Below are 17,461 nucleotides of genomic sequence, written 5' to 3'. Positions count from 1 at the left end.
CGGTAGCCCCAACACACGAGCTGCGTCGCATCGACGAACAAGAATTCAAGGCAGGTAAGAAATGAGCGCTATCAACGTCTTCCAGCAAAACCCCGGCGCCGAGGCCAAGGCCCAGTCGCCACTGCACCACGCCGACCTGGCCAGCCTGGTTGGCAAAGGCCGCAAGAACGCAGGCGTGACCCTGCGTGAACGCAAGTTCCTCGGCCACCTGACCCTCCGTGGCGACGGCCACGACCCGGAATTTGCCGCCGGCGTGCACAAGGCCCTGGGCCTGGAGCTGCCAGTGGCACTGACCGTGGTCGCCAACAACGAAATGTCGCTGCAATGGATGGGGCCGGACGAGTGGCTGCTGATCGTCCCGGGGGGCCAGGAGTTTGCCGTCGAGCAGAAGCTGCGCGCGGCCCTCGAAGGCCAGCACATCCAGGTGGTCAATGTCAGCGGTGGGCAGAGCCTGCTGGAACTGCGCGGCCCGAACGTGCGCGAAGTGCTGATGAAGTCCACCAGCTATGATGTTCATCCGAACAACTTCCCGGTGGGCAAGGCAGTCGGCACTGTCTTCGCCAAGTCGCAACTGGTGATCCGCCGCACCGCCGAAGATACCTGGGAGCTGGTGATTCGCCGCAGCTTCGCCGACTACTGGTGGCTGTGGCTGCAGGACGCTTCGGCCGAGTACGGCCTGAGCATCGAGGCTTAAGGAGAACAGAACATGAGTCGGGCACCGGATACCTGGATTCTCACCGCCGACTGCCCGAGCATGCTCGGCACCGTCGACGTGGTGACGCGTTACCTCTTCGAGCAGCGCTGCTACGTGACGGAGCACCACTCCTTCGATGACCGGCTGTCGGGGCGTTTCTTCATTCGCGTGGAGTTCCGCCAGCCGGATGATTTCGATGAAGCCGGCTTCCGGGCCGGCCTTGCCGAGCGCAGCGAGGCGTTCGGCATGACCTTCGAGCTGACCGCACCTAACCATCGCCCCAAGGTGGTGATCATGGTGTCCAAGGCCGACCACTGCCTTAACGACCTGCTGTATCGCCAGCGTATCGGTCAGCTGGCCATGGACGTGGTCGCGGTGGTATCCAACCACCCTGATCTCGAACCCCTGGCACACTGGCACAAGATTCCTTACTACCACTTTGCCCTCGACCCCAAGGACAAGCCCGGGCAAGAGCGCAAGGTACTTCAGGTGATCGAGGAAACCGGCGCCGAACTGGTGATTCTTGCGCGCTACATGCAGGTGCTGTCACCGGAGCTGTGCCGGCGCCTGGATGGTTGGGCGATCAACATTCACCACTCGTTGCTGCCAGGGTTCAAAGGCGCCAAGCCTTATCACCAGGCGTACAACAAGGGCGTGAAGATGGTTGGCGCTACCGCGCACTACATCAACAACGACCTGGACGAAGGCCCGATCATCGCCCAGGGTGTGGAGGTGGTCGACCACAGTCATTACCCCGAAGACCTGATTGCCAAAGGGCGCGACATCGAGTGCCTGACCCTGGCGCGAGCGGTGGGGTATCACATCGAGCGACGAGTGTTCCTCAATGCGAACAGGACTGTGGTGCTCTGACCGCGTCTAGCTTTTATCGCGGGCATGGGCTTTCAGGGTTTCGCGGATGGCTGTAAGGAACCTCTGGCGCATGTCCGCACCCAGTTTGTTACCTGGGATTGGATCGCCGTCGCGGTCCACCCAGCCTGCTTTGAACTCGTGAAGATCCATGCCTTCGGCTTCTTCGTCGAAGTCGTAGCCTGGACCATAAGCCGCGTAATAGAAGATCTTGTCGGCGTCCAGAAAGTACCGCTGTTTGCCGAACAATGCTGCTTCGATGTCTGGGTCGAAGCCCTGCTGCCTGGCAGCCTCGACCCAGTATGGCCAGAAGGCGTCCTCGGGGCGCTCAGTATCCGTCATGGTGGTTCTCCAGTTTGATAGACGATGGGTTACTGCATCCCTATCGAATCACTCGGTCGCCAACGTATTGCGGTAGATATTCATCGCCCCGGGCATGCGCGCGACCACCACCTGGCCGATTGCCGTTCAGAGGTATTTGCCTGTCGTTTCCAGTCAGCGCATCCGTCCCCATCAGGCCCACAATTCCCTGCATTCCAGTAACACATGCCGCCCACGGATGGCGGCGCGTTCAACCACCGCTGCATAAATATAAATCAAGCGAGGTAAGAGCATGTCTGGCAATCGTGGAGTGGTATATCTCGGCGCCGGCAAGGTCGAGGTGCAGAAGATCGACTACCCGAAAATGCAGGACCCACGCGGCAAGAAGATCGAGCACGGCGTGATCCTGAAGGTGGTCTCCACCAACATCTGCGGCTCCGACCAGCACATGGTCCGCGGTCGCACCACTGCCCAGGTCGGCCTGGTCCTGGGCCACGAAATCACCGGCGAGATCGTCGAGAAGGGCCGTGACGTCGAGCGCATGCAGATTGGCGACCTGGTCTCGGTGCCATTCAACGTCGCCTGTGGCCGCTGCCGCTCCTGCAAGGAAATGCACACCGGTGTCTGCCTCACCGTCAACCCTGCCCGCGCTGGCGGTGCCTATGGTTACGTCGACATGGGCGACTGGACCGGCGGCCAGGCCGAGTACGTGCTGGTGCCGTACGCCGACTTCAACCTGCTGAAACTGCCCGAGCGCGACAAGGCCATGGAAAAGATCCGTGACCTGACCTGCCTGTCTGACATCCTGCCTACTGGTTACCACGGTGCCGTGACTGCCGGCGTTGGCCCAGGCAGCACCGTCTACGTTGCCGGTGCCGGCCCGGTCGGTTTGGCTGCCGCTGCCTCGGCACGTCTGCTGGGCGCTGCTTGCGTCATCGTTGGCGACCTCAACCCAGCCCGCCTGGCTCACGCCAAGTCCCAGGGTTTCGAAGTGGTCGACCTGTCCAAGGACACCCCGCTGCACGAGCAGATCGTCGATATCCTCGGCGAGCCTGAAGTGGACTGCGCCATCGACGCCGTTGGCTTCGAGGCCCGCGGCCATGGCCACGAAGGTGCCAAGCATGAAGCGCCAGCTACCGTGCTGAACTCGCTGATGCAGGTTACCCGCGTTGCCGGCAACATCGGTATCCCGGGCCTGTACGTGACCGAAGACCCGGGTGCGGTGGATGCTGCCGCCAAGATCGGCGCGCTGAGCATTCGCTTCGGCCTGGGCTGGGCCAAGTCGCACAGCTTCCACACCGGCCAGACCCCGACCATGAAGTACAACCGCCAGCTGATGCAGGCGATCATGTGGGACCGTATCAACATTGCCGAAGTGGTGGGTGTGCAGGTGATCAACCTCGACCAGGCGCCGGAAGGTTATGGCGAGTTCGATGCGGGTGTGCCGAAGAAGTTCGTTATTGACCCGCACAAGATGTGGGGGGCGGCGTAATCAGCGCCGATTAACGAGAGCCCCTCGAATCGAGGGGCTTTTTTGTGGCTGTTGCACTGATCTCAAGCCTGCACTGCCCTGTAGGAGCGGCCTTGTGTCGCGAAAGGGCTGCCAAGCAGCCCCAGGGTTTTGGCGCAAATGCACAAATTGCCGGGGCTGCTGCGCAGCCCTTTCGCGACACAAGGCCGCTCCTACAGCTGACCGCGCTAACCGGCCAAGCTATACAAGGCTCAGCGCATCATCCCCAGCTCGGCATCATCCATCAGCGCCTTGGCCAACGCGCTCAGGTAATGTGAAGCCCAAAGCAACTGCGGCTTGTTGTCCATCAGTCCGTCAATGGTCATATCCCGCACATACCGCTACGGCTTTCTGACCGTGCAACCGAAGCCCACTTAAATTAGGTGGACAGCATGGCCTTCGGCGGTTGCGGCAGGAAGATCTATTGGCCGGACGAATACAATAAATATGAGAAATGTATTGAACATTCAAAGCCGCTTGTAGAGGGCGGCTTTGAAGTGTTCGCTCTCATAATTTAATCAGCATCGAAGATGAGGTCCTCAAGGCTACCAGGTCGCTCTCTCCGGGCGTCTCGACGAGCTTGCTGTCGGCCATATCTGATCTCTCTCAAATAAATTCTTGCACCACCAAGAGCTTCTATGCTGTTTATATCTTCTAATAGGTCAAGCCTTGCTACAGCGCTTCTGCTGAAATTACCCGGTACGCCGGAGAGTGTTCCCGCCCTCGCAGCGCTCATTGTTTGATCGCTTGTGGTTATTGCTTTTATGTATCTTTGAATGATTGGGGTGGTATAGCTATTAATGGATCTAGAAGTTTTTGAGAGTGCGGCTGCCTCTTGGGGGAGTAGATTGCTAATAATGGACTCGAATATATCGGGCTCCCTTATTTTATCAAAGTGATTAATGGGTTCAGGTGTGGCAGAGTAGCGTGGGGCGTTTGGACGCAATGCACTGGCATGCGAGGTGGTACGCTTGAGCGTGGAGGGCTTGAATCTATGAAACGCTACGGCAGCGTTCTTGCTCACCTTCATGACCTGGCCATTTTCCAAATGTACGAGTACATGACCTGTCGGGTCTGTATAGTTGACTGGATCTCCGCCGCAGTATGCGTAACAGTTCGTTCCACCCTTTCCAAAGGGGCTGAGGCTATCAGGTGATTGAAAACGCATTAGATCCGGGGAGTATGCTCTATACCCCAATCCAAGGTGATAGACTCCTAATAGTATATCTATGAATTCGCCATTGAATCCTTGCAACGTCCGTTTGGACGGTAGGTTTCTAGAATGCCCAAAAGCGGCATATGCATACTCTTCTTTTTTTGCGCTGTCATGGGTGTACATTATTGAGTTTTTCGTATCTGTCGCTAACAGTTCAAGTTTTCGGGCGCTATCATTAGAGGATTCAGCGAAAATATGTTTGGTGGACCGGAAAGTCGAACGGTAATGATCGCCTATTTTTAAAGTGATGAGATTACCGCTTTGGTAGAAGAGGTGTGCCATGATAGTCCTCCAACAAATTGATTGAGCTAGCCTCGTGGCGCTTGGCGGTACGATGGCGGAGTCGCGGAAGTATAAATTAGACTAACTTAATCTATGTCGATTCTGCTACTGGCAAATTTGACAGTTGCTTTTTTGGAGCGACATGGCTCTCCGGCCCTTCTCTGAGGAAATGTCCGATTGCGCTGTGAGTAGCGCCATCAACTGATATTTTTGCTAGTAGACGGCATAACCTGAGTGGGCGAGTGTATGGATAGAGGTGATCATGCTGCTGGAGGTGATATCTATGCCTATTAAACCTGTACCTGAACAAGGAATGTCTGAGAAATATGATTCCAAGTTGGAACTGGCCTTCGCTCAGTATTTCTATCAAGGTGATAATCTACATGCAAAAATTCAAAGCTATAAATGCCAATCGATTTATAGGTTCGAGCACGGCGTGAAATTCATGACGGTCGATACGAGATAGGACTGCTTTATCATGATGAAAAACTATCTGTTTCGCGTGTGCCGAAATATGGAGCGAAATTTGGAGTCGCCTACGCGCCCTATGGTTGTGCATCCTTAGAAAATTTAAAGGATGCTTTGCTTGGGTTCAGTGGTGAGCGATTTGATGAAGTCGCAGTTCGTTACTTATTAGGTAATGGATATCGTGCGTATAGTCCCAGTCTGATGCGATTTACCAGTCCGGATAACTTGAGCCCATTTGGTAGAGGGGGAGCGAATTCGTACGTGTACTGCATTGGTGACCCTGTAAACTTTACCGATCCGACAGGTCATGGGCGGATTTTCAACTTTTTTAGGAGTCTTCTTTGGTCCTCTAAAAGCCCTGGCGGAAAGCAGGCAGACCAAGACGTCCGGATTGGTTATCATGGTACAAGTAAGGCCGCAGCAAAGAAAATTTTGAAGGAAGGTTTTAAAAGTCCAACTGGCACATTGTTTGTGACCGATACGTACGAGAATGCGCTCAACTATGCAGGTTTAAAGAAAAAAGGTGCTGTGTTAGCGGTAAGTACAGTTGATTTTGCAGTGGTTAAGAAAGAATCCTCACGGGGAGTGGTACGGAGCACAGGTATAAATGAACTGAGGATTCCTGGGGCGGCGCACCACGTACTTACGTTCAAGCGAGTTTCAAGTCCAGGCGAACCCACAGATTTTGGCAGTTTTATAACTACGGAAGAGCAAATGGCGCGCGATATCCAGGCGCTCCGGCAAAGGATGGGGGACATCTGACTGTGCGGTGTCATCTCTTCCTTCACTGTGGGCAAAGCCGGCGCCTTTGGTTCAGCCTTCAGTCTGAAATTTTTGGACGTGTAGTGCAGGCCCTATCACCAGCGGCCGGCAGTTTTATCAGGTAGCGGGTGATTAGGGGCCGACTCCTTTGAGTATCTGGATATCTGCTTTAAAAGTGAAACCATCGGAGTTGATCAGTCCCGAGTTGTTGGCGGATCTCTTCTGCTCTCCTTCCAATACGCTCAAAATAATTGCTGTATTCCTGAAATATCTCGGTGCCCGTCGCGACGTAACGTCGGTGTCTGCTGAAGGTTTGAATATGCCCGTCGGCGATCATCACTAGGCGTACTCCATGGTATGGAGGATGCCGCCTTCAAGGGAGTGGGGATTATGGGGCGGATCAGAAACAGTTTTCAGCATGGTGTAACCCTCAATTTGCGATGAAGCCGCCGCCATTTGCTGTCAAACAAAGGGCGGCAGTTGTGCAATGGGTTGACAGACCGGTCAAATTGAGGGGCCCGGCGCACCCGAAGGTGCCCCACGCACAGCCGCCATGAAAGGCAGGGCATAGCTTTTAATTTGAGTCGGCCTGTCAAAGCCGATCGCTGATGTGCAGCGACCGCCCGAGACCAGGACGCAACCCTGAACACCACAATGGCTTGGAGGAAGTTGGGAGTATGTTCCGTGCGTCTTGAAAATGACAGCTCCTCAGGAGGTGAGGGGTTTTTGGGGCGTTGTAGTACAAATATAGACACAAAGGCGTTATGTACTACCTATGGGAGTGGTATTTGTAGCTAGCGGTTTAAGCGAATGGCATTTCGCCTGCCACTTACTGGATCGATTATGGGAACTCCGGATTCATGGGGAAAGTTTAGCATTTTTTGGTTATTTCTATTTATACGTAAGAGTGCGGCTCCTGGGTGCAGGTCAGCAAATGCGTCGCTGTTTTCCAGTTGTTGTATAGGTAAATTTTCAATTTTCTGTATGACACTATTATGAAGGGCGCGCTTACGTTTTGTGTCAATTGGAAGAATGCCCTCAACTTTTCCTTGGATTGCCGCAGGTACTAAGTTTGCATCTAGTTTTTTGACATTTTTTATGGATAATTCCCCAATCTCCAAGTGGAATGCCTTTGATGTGGAGGCAAGGTTCCCCAGGTCTTTTGCTGGAAGTTGACTGAATATCTTATCTCGTACACCTGGTTCATTGATGATGCTTAAGGTACCCCCTGGGTTGGATGAAGGCTTTCTCAATCCCGTAATATTACCGATCCACTTGGCAACGCTACGTAAATAATGGGGAATGTTCCCCGAGGGGTCTACTTTATTGATAGGGTCGTTCTGGCAGTAAGCGTAAGCATTCACACCTCCTCTGTCGAAGGGGCTGAACGTGTCCGGACTGCCGAACCGCATCAGGCATGTGATGTATAGTCGGTGCCCATTGCCCAGTAGATATCCTTGAGTCAAAAGGTCTCGCCGCTGCCCATTGAATCCGAGCAGTGCTGCCATTTTTTCAATATTTAGATAGCCATAGGGGGAGTACGACATTGAGTCACTCCGCATGCCAAGGACTGTATTGGCTTCATCGACTCTAAAAAAGTTAGGCTCCTGAGTCTGGTCAAACTGAGCCATATGGGTGGCTTGCGCCCCGAAAACATGACAATAGCCTTGCGCAGATATCTCGGTAGTAAGTTTGCCATTTTTATAGAAGGTCATGGTGCTTCTATCTGAGACCTTTTGGGAGTGCGGGCTGATTGATGTTGAAACCAATTCTCTTCTATTTCCGGTGTTGTCCATCATAAATTTCTTTCTGGGCGCTTGCGATTTTGCGATGGCGCTTTACATTGCGCGCCATGTTTAGGTGGTGACAACTAGCAATTCTGCTAGGTAACGAACGGCTGGAACAAACCCCAAAACCATGAGTCAAACCCCTCGTTTCCCACGCCATCCCGGCCCACGAGGTCCCCCCCCCGATGAAAGCATTCACCCTGGCAACCCTGATGACCCTGGCCGCAAGCCCGGTGTTTGCCTTCAACCTCAGCGACGCCGCCAACGCCGTGTCGGCCATGCAGAACCAGAATCATAGCCAGCAAGGCCAGGTGCAGGCACCCGAGGCGCAGGCAAACCTGCTCAATACCTTGGGCAGCCAATTGAATATCACCCCGGAGCAAGCCGTGGGTGGTGCTGGGGCCATGCTTGGGCTGGCGCGCAACAACCTGAGCAGCGACGACTACGGCCAATTGACCAAGGCCGTGCCAGGGCTGGACCTGCTTGCCGGGGCCAATGCACTGGGTGGCTTGAGTGGCCTGGGTGAGTTGCTGGGCAAGAACAGCGAGAGCCAGTCGGCTTTGAGCAATGCGCTGGGCAACAATGTGGAAAACCGCAGCGACCTGGACAATGCGTTCAAGGCGCTGGGGATGGATACCGGGATGATCGGGCAGTTTGCGCCGTTGCTGCTGCAGTACCTGGGGCAGCAGGGGATTGCTGGGTCGTTGTTGCAGAACCTGGGGAGTTTGTGGACCACTCCTGCTCCATTGACTCGACCTTCGGTCTGAGGGTTTTGCCAGCATCACAGCCTTGAAGGCTTACGCTGTACCTGTAGGAGCGGCCTTGCGTCGCGAAAGAGGCGCGAAGCGGCCCCGGCAATCTGTGTGGTGACGCTGAAATCCTGGGGCCGCTTTGCGGCCCTTCGCGACACAAGGCCGCTCCTACAAAGGCCAGCGCAGGCCATGAGAATGGTGTATCCCGCAAACACGGAATCGCGTCCTGTCAGGTCGCTTCCGTAAAGTCTACCAGGCGTACCGGGCGGCGGAAGCCGGCGGTCAGTACTGCCAGGTACGCAAGACCCAGCGCAAACCAGCACAGGCCAATCACCAAGGTAAGCGCCGACAGGCTGGTCCACAGCCACAGTGTCAACCCCAACCCCACCAGCGGCACCAGGCCATAGCTCAGCAGCCCTTTGAGGCTGCGCTGCGAGGCATCGTCCACCAGGTGGGTCTTCACCACCGCCAGGTTCACCGCCGAAAACGCCACCAGCGCACCAAAGCTGATCAGCGAGGCAAGGGTCGCCAGGTCGATCACCAACGCCAGCAACGAGAACGCCGAAACCAGCAGAATGGCGAACACCGGCGTGCCAAAGCGCGGTGACAGGTAGCCGAACGTTCGCTGCGGCAGCACCTTGTCACGACCCATGGTGAATAGAATGCGCGACACAGCCGCCTGCGAGGCCAGCGCCGAGCCCAAGCTGCCAGCCACATAGGCCGCAGTGAAGAAGTTGGCCAGGAACTGCCCGCCCGCCTTGAACATCACCTCGTTGGCCGCCGCATCGGCATTGGCAAAGGTGGTGCCGGGTAGTACCAGTTGGCTGACATAGGCCAGCACGGTGAACAGCACGCCGGCGAACAGGGTGGTGAGGATGATTGCCCGTGGCACATCGCGGCGGGCATCGCGGCATTCTTCGGCCAAGGTCGAGACAGCGTCAAAGCCGAGGAACGACAGGCACAGCACCGCCGCACCAGCCATCAGCGCGCCGAAGCCCGGCTGCGAACCGTCGCCCAGCAGTGGTGAAAGCAGGTCGAGCGGTTGGCCGGCCAGGGACTGGCAGGACAGGGCGACGAACACCACGATGAAGACGATCTGTGCACCGACGATCAGGTTGCTGGTCTTGGCCACAGAGTGAATACCGACCACGTTGAGCACCGTGACCAGGGCGATAGAGGCCAGCGCGATCGACCACGCGGGGATGGCCGGAAAGGCGATGTTCAGGAACAAGCCGATCAGCAGGTAGTTGATCATCGGCAGGAACAGGTAGTCGAGCAGCAGCGACCAGCCGGCCAGGAAGCCAACGTTCGGGCCGAAGGCCATGTTGGTGTAGGAGTACGCCGAGCCCGCGACCGGGAAGCGTTTGACCATGAAGCTGTAGGAGGTGGCGGTGAACAGCATGGCCACCAGGGTGACGATATAGGCGCCGGCCGTGCGACCACCAGTAAGTTCGGTGACGATGCCGTAAGTGGTGAAGATGGTCAGCGGGACCATGTACACCAGGCCGAAGAACACCAGGGCGGGCAGGCCGAGGACACGGCGGAGCTGGACGGGGGTGGAGCTGGGGGGGTTGGCCATCGTTCGATCCAGAGCATTTTTTGTAGTTGTGCTTTGGTCGATTTTTATCCACTTAGGTGGGGTGTGACAAAGAAGTAATCCTAATGCTGATTATTAGCCAGGTTTTTAATCGGATTCTTGTAATGCCTGTACCTGCCTCTTCGCGGGCTCGCCCGCTCCCACAGGACCTGCACAGAATTCAAAAACTGTGGAGATCCTGTGGGAGCGGGCATGCCCGCGAAGAGGCCGGATCAGGCAGTAAAGATCTCAGCCCATCTCCACCCGCAGCTGCTCGATCCGCAAGTCCTTCTCCACCCACAACTGGTTCACCCAGGCCTGCACGGTCTGCCTGAACTCAGCATCATTCTCGTAATCCCCCGCCCACAGCATCGGGTCCAGTTCACGCACACGAATGTCGATAATCACCCGGCTGATGCTGCCATTGAGCAAATCCCAGAAACCCGGCGCCTTGTTGCCGGGGTAGACGATGGTCACGTCCAGCAAGGCATCCAGCTGCTCGCCCAATGCCGCCAGCACGAACGCCACGCCACCAGCCTTGGGCTTGAGCAGGTAGCGATACGGCGATTGCTGCTGCTGACGCTTGGCTTCGGTGAAGCGGGTGCCTTCCAGGTAGTTCACCACGGTCACCGGCTGGCGCTTGAACAGTTCACAGGCAGCCTTGGTGATTTCCAGGTCCTTGCCTTTCAGCTCGGGGTGCTTCTCCAGGAAGGCCTTGCTGTAGCGCTTCATGAACGGGTAATCCAGCCCCCACCAGGCCAGGCCCAGCAGTGGTACCCAGATCAGCTCCTTCTTCAGGAAGAACTTGAAGAACGGTGTACGGCGGTTGAGGCTCTCGATCAGCGCCGGGATATCGACCCAGGTCTGGTGGTTGCTGACGGCCAGGTACGAAGTGTCCTTGCGCAGGTTCTCGACGCCGCGGATATCCCACTGGGTAGGAATGCACAGGGCAAAGATGGCCTTGTCGATCTCCGACCAGGTCTCGGCCACCCACATCACCGCCCATGAGGCATAGTCACGCCCACGCCCCGGAAGCACCAGTTTGAGCAGGGCGAAGACCAGCAGCGGGCAGATCAACACCAGGGTGTTGAGCAGCAGCAGGGTGGTAGTGAGGATGCCGGTCAGCAGGCGACGCATAAAGAGACTCTTGTTGTAGGAGATAAACGGTTGGCAATGATAAGCAGGGCCGTGCCCTACGCCAAATTTCCAGTGCCCTGCGGCGAGGACAAATGTTTCACATTATGTTGGATAGGCTTGTGACAGCGAACCTATCCTGCCAGTGCAGTCTAAGCACTGACCCTCCTCAAGGAAGCTTGCCTGTGAAACCTCTGCTTGCCCTGTTGTCGTTGTTGGCGCTGCCGGTCATGGCCGCCGAGCCCACAATCTATGGCCGTTACGAGAACATAGCCCTGCCCGAACTGGGCGAAACCCTGAAAGCCAAGATGGATACCGGTGCCTTCACCGCGTCGCTGTCGGCCAAGGATATCGAGCTGTTCACCCGTGATGGCGACGAGTGGGTGCGCTTCCGCCTGGCCACCAAGGACTCGGACGGCAAGGTGTACGAGCACAAGGTCTCGCGCATCAGCAAGATCAAGGGCCGTGCCGATGAAGAGGAGGAAGGCGATGCGCCGGAAATCTCCAAGCGCCCGGTGGTCGACCTGGAGCTGTGCCTGGGGGACGTGAAGCGCACCGTCGAGGTCAACCTGGTGGACCGCAGCAGCTTCAACTACCCGCTGCTGGTGGGTTCCAAGGCTTTGCGCGAGTTCAAGGCGGCGGTCAATCCGGCCAAGAAGTTCACCGCTGGCAAGCCAGGCTGCTGATCGCAAGCCACCTGTACCGGCCTCTTCGCGGGCACGCCCGCTCCCACAGGGATGGCGCGTGTCCTTGTGGGCTGCGCGGTACCTGTGGGAGCTGGCTTGCCTGCGATGGGGCGCATAGCGGCCCCACGATCTCAGCGTTGATGCAGACATTGTCGGGGCCGCTCTGCGGCCCTTTCGCGACACAAGGCCGCTCCTACACAATAGTGCGTCGCCATAGATATCTGCACAGGCCCGGACGCCATGCCCCACATCCTCATCGTCGAAGACGAAGCCGCCATCGCCGACACCTTGGTCTATGCCCTGCAGGCCGACGGCCATAGCACCGAATGGGTAACCCTGGGCAGCGCCGCCCTCGACCAGCAGCGCCAGCGCCCGGCCGACCTGGTCATCCTCGATATCGGCCTGCCCGATATCAGTGGCTTCGAAACCTGCCGTCAGCTGCGCCGCTTCAGCGAAGTACCGGTAATGTTCCTCAGCGCCCGCGACGGCGAAATCGACCGGGTGGTGGGACTGGAAATCGGCGCAGACGATTATGTGGTCAAACCCTTCAGCCCGCGTGAAGTGGCGGCGCGAGTACGGGCGATCCTCAAGCGCATGGGCCCCAGGGTCGAGCCAGCTGTCGAGACCGCGCTGTTCCAGCTCGACACCTTGCGCATGCAGATCACCTACCGCGGCCAGCCACTCCCCCTTACCCGCCACGAATTCCGCCTGCTGCAATGCCTGCTCGAGCAACCGCACCGGGTATTCAGCCGCGAACAGCTGCTGGACGCCGTGGGCGTGGCCTCTGACGTTGGCTACGAGCGCACCATCGACAGCCATATCAAGAGCCTGCGCGCCAAGCTGCGCCAGGTGGCCAGCGACGCCGAACCGATCCAGACCCACCGTGGCCTCGGCTACAGCTACAGCCCGGACCATGCTTGATGCGCCTGGGCATCCGGATCTTCCTGGTGTACTTCCTGTTCGTCGGGCTGGCGGGCTACTTTCTGCTCAACACGGTGCGTGAACAGATCCGTCCGGTAGTGCGACAGTCCTCGGAAGAAACGCTGGTGGACACCGCCAACCTGTTGGCCGAGATCCTGCACGATGACGTCAAGGCCGGCACCCTGAACCAGAGCCGCTTGCCCGAAGTGCTCAAGGCCTACGGCTCGCGCAGCCCGGGTGCGCAGATCTGGGGGCTGGCCAAGAACCAGGTCAGCCACCGCATCTACGTCACCGATGCCAAGGGCACCGTACTGCTGGACTCCAGCGGCGAGGACCTGGGCAAGGACTACTCGAAGTGGAATGACGTGTACCTGACCCTACGTGGCCAGTATGGCGCCCGTTCCACCCGCAGCGACCCCGAAGATGAAAGCACCTCGGTGATGCATGTAGGCGCGCCGATCATCGACGATGGCAAGATCATCGGCGTGGTCACCGTGGCCAAGCCCAACAGCTCGCTGCAACCGTACATCGACCGCTCAGAACGGCGCTTGCTCACCTTGGGGCTGGGGCTGATCGGCCTGGGCCTGCTGATCGGTGCCGCGTTGTCGTGGTGGCTGGCGCGCTCGCTGCGCCGGCTGGCCCGCTACGCTCAGGCGGTCAGCGAGGGCGAGCGCGCCGCCCTGCCGCATTACAAGGGTGGTGAACTGGCTCACCTGGCCCAGGCGGTCGAGCACATGCGCACCCAACTGGAAGGCAAGGCTTATGTCGAGCGGTATGTGCATACCCTGACACACGAGCTGAAAAGCCCGCTGGCGGCCATTCGTGGCGCTTCCGAGCTGTTGCAGGGCGATGACATGCCGGCTGACCAGCGGGCGCGCTTTGCCGGCAACATCGAGCGCGAGAGCGAGCGTTTGCAGCAGATGATCGAACGCCTGCTCAACCTGGCCCGGGTCGAGCAGATGCAGGCGCTGGAGGATGAGCAGCAGGTGGCGCTGGCGGCATTGGTGGACGAGTTGCTGTTGGCCCATGCGGCGCGTATCGAAGGTGCCGATTTGCAGGTGCGTCAGCGGGTGCCGGCTGGTTTGCGCCTGTTGTGTGACCCGTTTCTGATGCGCCAGGCGCTGGCCAACCTGCTCGACAACGCGTTGGACTTCACCCCGGAGGGCGGCGCGCTGCTGTTCGACCTGGAGCGCGATGGCGAGCGGGTGGCGCTGAGTGTGTTCAACCAGGGGCAGGCGATACCTGCCTATGCCATTGGGCGGGTGAGCGAGCGGTTCTACTCGCTGCCGCGGCCGGGGAGTGGGCGCAAGAGTACCGGGCTGGGGCTGAATTTCGTGGCCGAGGTGATGCAGCTGCATGGCGGGGCGTTGGCGGTGGATAACGTCGATGGTGGGGTGCGGGTGAGGTTGTGGCTGCCGGTGCGGCGTATCAGCTGACATTGCCGGGGCTGCTGCGCAGCCCATCGCGACACAAGGCCGCTCCTACAAGAGCGCGCGTCCTCCTGTAGGAGCGGCCTTGTGTCGCGATGGGCCGCAAAGCGGCCCCAAAAACACACAATCTCCACACCATCTCCCCGAGGCCTCCACGCAAGGCGCAGACACTGCGCCCACTGCCACAGGAGGCCCCATGAACAAGACCCTCGGTTTCAAACTCGGCATGATCGCCGTATTGATCTTGCTGCTGCTCGTCCCGCTACTGCTGATCAGCGGCCTGATCGGTGAACGCCAGGCCCTGCGCGACACTGTGCTGCGCGATATCGCCCAGAGCGCTAGCTTCGACCAGCAACTCAGCGGCCCGCTGCTGGTGGTGCCCTACCGCAAGTACCAGCGCCGCTGGATCGAAAAGGACGGCGAGCGCACGCAAGAAACCAGCACCATTGCCGGTCACCTGTACTTCCTGCCGGAAACCTTCGACGCCGACCTGGGCGTGGACACCGAACTGCGCGCCCGTGGCATCTACCAGGCCCGGCTGTTCCACGCCAAGGGCCGTATCAGTGGCCGCTTCAAGCTCCCGGAACGCTGGGGCATCGACAAGGACTTCGACGACTACCGCTTCGACAAGCCGTTCCTGGTGGTGGGCATCAGCGATATCCGCGGCATCGAGAACGGCCTTGAGCTGAGCATCGGCGAGCAGAAAGTACCGTTCGAAGCCGGTACCCGGCTCGACTGGATGCGCGGCGGCGTGCACGCCAGCCTGCCGGGGCTGGACGGCTTGCAGGCGCGTGAATTCAGCTATGGTTTCGATCTCGCACTGCAAGGCACCGGCCAGCTGCACGTAGTGCCGGTGGGCCGCACCAGTGCCGTGGACCTGCGTGCCAACTGGCCGCACCCGAGCTTCGTCGGCAACTACCTGCCCAGTCGCCGCGATATCGACGCCCAAGGCTTCAGTGCCCACTGGCAGACCTCGTTCTTTGCCACCAACCTCGAAGACGCCCTGCGCCAGTGCGCTACCGCCGGGCAGTGTGCGGACTTCAGCGAGCGCAGCTTCGGTGTCAGCTTCGTCGACCCGGTCGACCAGTACCTGAAGAGCGAGCGGGCGATCAAGTACGCCTTGCTGTTCATCGCCCTGACCTTCGCCGGCTTCTTCCTGTTCGAAGTGCTTAAGAACCTCAGCGTACACCCGGTGCAGTACATCCTGGTGGGGGTGGCGCTGGCTTTCTTCTACCTGCTGTTGCTGTCGTTGTCCGAGCACATCGGCTTTGGTTTGGCGTATGGGTTGTCAGCTTCGGCGTGTGTGCTGCTGATCGGCTTCTACCTGAGCCATGTGCTGCGCAGCCTGGGGCGTGGGGTGGGCTTTGCGGTGGGGTTGGCGGCGTTGTATGCGCTGCTGTACGGGCTGCTGAGTGCCGAGGACTATGCGCTGTTGATGGGCTCGTTGCTGTGCTTTGGCCTGCTGGGGGTATTCATGGTGCTGACCCGGCGGCTGGATTGGGCCCGGGTGGGGAGGGTGGCATGAGGGAGGACAGAGAGATCGGGCGGTGGTTGGCCCTCAGGATCGGGCAGTTGTTTCCTGTGATACCGAGGTGAGGCATTCGCAGCACAAGGCTGCTCCTACAGGGGAGCACGAGTGCCTGTAGGAGCAGCCTTGTGCTGCGAATGGGCCTGTCAGGCTGCCGGTGCTGTTGCCACCATCGACGGCCGCTTGGCCACCTCGGCATACCACGCCGCCAATCCAGGCTGGTGTTCACGCCAGCCAAACTCGGGCTGGCGCAAATCCAGATACCCCAGCGCACAGGCCACGCCAATCGCTGCCAGGTCGAACCCGGACATCAACTCGGGCAAATGCTCCTGCTCCAGATTGGCCAGGCTACGGCGGATCTTGTCGCCCTGTGCCTGCAGCCAACCATCCCAGCGCTTGTCTTCAGGGCGCAGGAAACTCTCGTAGCGGCTCGATACCGCCGCATCCATGATGGCATCGGCCTGCGACACCAGCGTCATGCGCCGCCAGCGTGCCGAGCCTTCGCGCGGCAGCAGCGGCAGGCCGACGTGCTGCAGGTCGAGGTACTCGCAGATCACCCGGCTGTCATGCAGAACGGTGCCGTCTTCCAGGCGCAGGGCCGGGATCTTGCCGATCGGGTTGTCCTGGTTGAGCTGTGGGTCGCCGCTGACCGGGCTGATGTTCACCGGCTGCAGCTGCACGCGCTCAAGTTGGCCGGTCTCGTGCAACACCACCATGACCTTGCGCACGAAAGGCGACAACGGCGAGTGGAACAGAGTCATCGTGCTCATGCTTCAGTTACCCTGCAGGCTCGGTGGCAGGCACACGCCGGTACCGCCGATACCGCAGTAGCCGTCCGGGTTCTTGGCCAGGTACTGCTGGTGGTAGGCCTCGGCGAAGTACACGGTCGGTGCCTGGTCGATTTCGGTGGTGATCTCACCGAAGCCGGCCTTGCTCAGTTCGGCCTGGAAGGCGTCGCGGCTGGCCTTGGCCTGTTCCAGCTGTTCAGGGCTGGTGCAGTAGATGGCCGAGCGGTACTGGGTGCCGATGTCGTTGCCCTGGCGCATGCCCTGGGTCGGGTTGTGCAGCTCCCAGAACATCGCCAGCAGCTCGCGGTAGCTGACTCTGTCCTTGTCGAACACCACCAGCACCACTTCGGTGTGGCCGGTCAGGCCCGAGCAGACTTCTTCGTAAGTGGGGTGGGGGGTGAAGCCGCCTGCGTAGCCGACCACGGTGCTTACTACGCCTTCACGTTGCCAGAAGCGACGCTCGGCGCCCCAGAAGCAACCGAGGCCGAAGATGGCGAAGTCGATGGCGCCTTCGAAGAAAGGGCCGAGCAGCGGCGTGTCTTTGAACACGTAGTGGAACTCGGGCAGGCTCATTGGCGTTTCGCGGCCAGGCAGGGCCTGTTCCGCGGTTGGCATGACGTTTTTGTTCACCAGGATTTCCGAACGCAGGACCATGGCCGTTCCTCTGTGTTTATTCAGTTGGATAGGTGGTGGGGCCATCGCCGGCAAGCCAGCTCCCACAGGGATATCACAGATTTTG

16 protein-coding genes and 1 pseudogene are annotated in these 17,461 nt (G+C 58.8%); 9 read left to right on the top strand and 8 right to left on the bottom strand.

Going from position 1 to position 17,461, the window contains the following annotated elements; translation table 11 throughout:
* Positions 1-61 precede the first annotated feature (61 nt).
* Positions 62-694, top strand: a complete 633-nt coding sequence (locus IMX18_RS22755; protein ID WP_015268660.1) for a sarcosine oxidase subunit gamma — start codon at positions 62-64, stop codon at positions 692-694.
* 12 nt (positions 695-706) lie between these two features.
* Positions 707-1,564 carry a formyltetrahydrofolate deformylase gene (gene purU / locus IMX18_RS22750; protein ID WP_013970522.1) on the top strand — a complete coding sequence of 286 codons (858 nt, stop codon included), beginning with the start codon at positions 707-709 and terminating at the stop codon, positions 1,562-1,564.
* Positions 1,565-1,570: 6 nt separating this feature from the next.
* Here purU and IMX18_RS22745 read toward each other — a convergent pair whose 3' ends face one another.
* The gene (locus tag IMX18_RS22745; protein ID WP_015268661.1) at positions 1,571-1,903 is read right to left on the bottom strand and encodes a hypothetical protein; all 333 of its coding nucleotides are present in this window, start codon (positions 1,901-1,903) and stop codon (positions 1,571-1,573) included.
* Positions 1,904-2,174: 271 nt separating this feature from the next.
* Between IMX18_RS22745 and fdhA the strand changes: the two genes are divergently transcribed.
* Positions 2,175-3,374 carry a formaldehyde dehydrogenase, glutathione-independent gene (gene fdhA / locus IMX18_RS22740; protein WP_015268662.1) on the top strand — a complete coding sequence of 400 codons (1,200 nt, stop codon included), beginning with the start codon at positions 2,175-2,177 and terminating at the stop codon, positions 3,372-3,374.
* A 230-nt stretch (positions 3,375-3,604) separates the two neighbouring features.
* Here the strand turns inward: fdhA and IMX18_RS22735 are convergent.
* Positions 3,605-3,730, bottom strand: a pseudogene (locus IMX18_RS22735) (DUF3077 domain-containing protein); the annotation flags it as partial.
* A 176-nt stretch (positions 3,731-3,906) separates the two neighbouring features.
* On the bottom strand, positions 3,907-4,890 hold the full coding sequence (locus IMX18_RS22730) for an RHS repeat-associated core domain-containing protein (protein WP_217190229.1): 984 nt from the start codon (positions 4,888-4,890) through the stop codon (positions 3,907-3,909).
* 504 nt (positions 4,891-5,394) lie between these two features.
* Here IMX18_RS22730 and IMX18_RS22725 point away from each other — a divergent pair.
* Positions 5,395-6,120, top strand: coding sequence for an RHS repeat-associated core domain-containing protein (locus IMX18_RS22725; RefSeq protein ID WP_225903913.1), 726 nt, complete (start codon positions 5,395-5,397; stop codon positions 6,118-6,120).
* A gap of 794 nt (positions 6,121-6,914) precedes the next feature.
* Here IMX18_RS22725 and IMX18_RS22720 read toward each other — a convergent pair.
* A complete protein-coding gene (locus tag IMX18_RS22720; protein WP_225903912.1) occupies positions 6,915-7,916 on the bottom strand; it encodes an RHS repeat-associated core domain-containing protein in 1,002 nt (333 codons plus the stop codon).
* Positions 7,917-8,092: 176 nt separating this feature from the next.
* Here IMX18_RS22720 and IMX18_RS22715 point away from each other — a divergent pair, with 176 nt between their 5' ends.
* Entirely contained in the window at positions 8,093-8,674 is a 582-nt protein-coding gene (locus IMX18_RS22715; RefSeq protein ID WP_054573678.1) for a DUF2780 domain-containing protein, read from the top strand.
* 214 nt (positions 8,675-8,888) lie between these two features.
* On the opposite strand, the gene IMX18_RS22710 is transcribed toward IMX18_RS22715, so the two are convergent.
* The gene (locus IMX18_RS22710) at positions 8,889-10,238 is read right to left on the bottom strand and encodes an APC family permease (RefSeq protein WP_003257525.1); all 1,350 of its coding nucleotides are present in this window, start codon (positions 10,236-10,238) and stop codon (positions 8,889-8,891) included.
* A 246-nt stretch (positions 10,239-10,484) separates the two neighbouring features.
* A complete protein-coding gene (locus IMX18_RS22705) occupies positions 10,485-11,372 on the bottom strand; it encodes an acyltransferase (protein WP_025337401.1) in 888 nt (295 codons plus the stop codon).
* Positions 11,373-11,554: 182 nt separating this feature from the next.
* Between IMX18_RS22705 and rloA2 the strand changes: the two genes are divergently transcribed.
* The 4 genes from rloA2 to creD all read left to right on the top strand — a co-directional run bounded on the left by rloA2 (position 11,555) and on the right by creD (position 15,931).
* Entirely contained in the window at positions 11,555-12,055 is a 501-nt protein-coding gene (rloA2, locus tag IMX18_RS22700) for a retropepsin-like aspartic peptidase RloA2 (protein ID WP_015268670.1), read from the top strand.
* A gap of 240 nt (positions 12,056-12,295) precedes the next feature.
* Positions 12,296-12,976, top strand: coding sequence for a two-component system response regulator CreB (gene creB / locus IMX18_RS22695; protein ID WP_015268671.1), 681 nt, complete (start codon positions 12,296-12,298; stop codon positions 12,974-12,976).
* Positions 12,976-14,412, top strand: a complete 1,437-nt coding sequence (gene creC / locus IMX18_RS22690) for a two-component system sensor histidine kinase CreC (RefSeq protein WP_015268672.1) — start codon at positions 12,976-12,978, stop codon at positions 14,410-14,412. Before creB ends, creC begins: the two co-directional genes overlap by 1 nt.
* 190 nt (positions 14,413-14,602) lie before the next feature.
* The gene (creD, locus tag IMX18_RS22685; RefSeq protein WP_015268673.1) at positions 14,603-15,931 is read left to right on the top strand and encodes a cell envelope integrity protein CreD; all 1,329 of its coding nucleotides are present in this window, start codon (positions 14,603-14,605) and stop codon (positions 15,929-15,931) included.
* 149 nt (positions 15,932-16,080) lie between these two features.
* Here creD and IMX18_RS22680 read toward each other — a convergent pair whose 3' ends face one another.
* On the bottom strand, positions 16,081-16,704 hold the full coding sequence (locus IMX18_RS22680; protein WP_015268674.1) for a glutathione S-transferase: 624 nt from the start codon (positions 16,702-16,704) through the stop codon (positions 16,081-16,083).
* A 3-nt stretch (positions 16,705-16,707) separates the two neighbouring features.
* A complete protein-coding gene (msrA, locus tag IMX18_RS22675) occupies positions 16,708-17,376 on the bottom strand; it encodes a peptide-methionine (S)-S-oxide reductase MsrA (RefSeq protein WP_003257532.1) in 669 nt (222 codons plus the stop codon).
* Positions 17,377-17,461: the final 85 nt, after the last annotated feature.

This window comes from Pseudomonas shirazica, assembly GCF_015168335.1.
GTDB classification, from domain to species: domain Bacteria; phylum Pseudomonadota; class Gammaproteobacteria; order Pseudomonadales; family Pseudomonadaceae; genus Aquipseudomonas; species Aquipseudomonas asiatica.
This window is presented reverse-complemented; position numbering and strand designations above follow the sequence as displayed.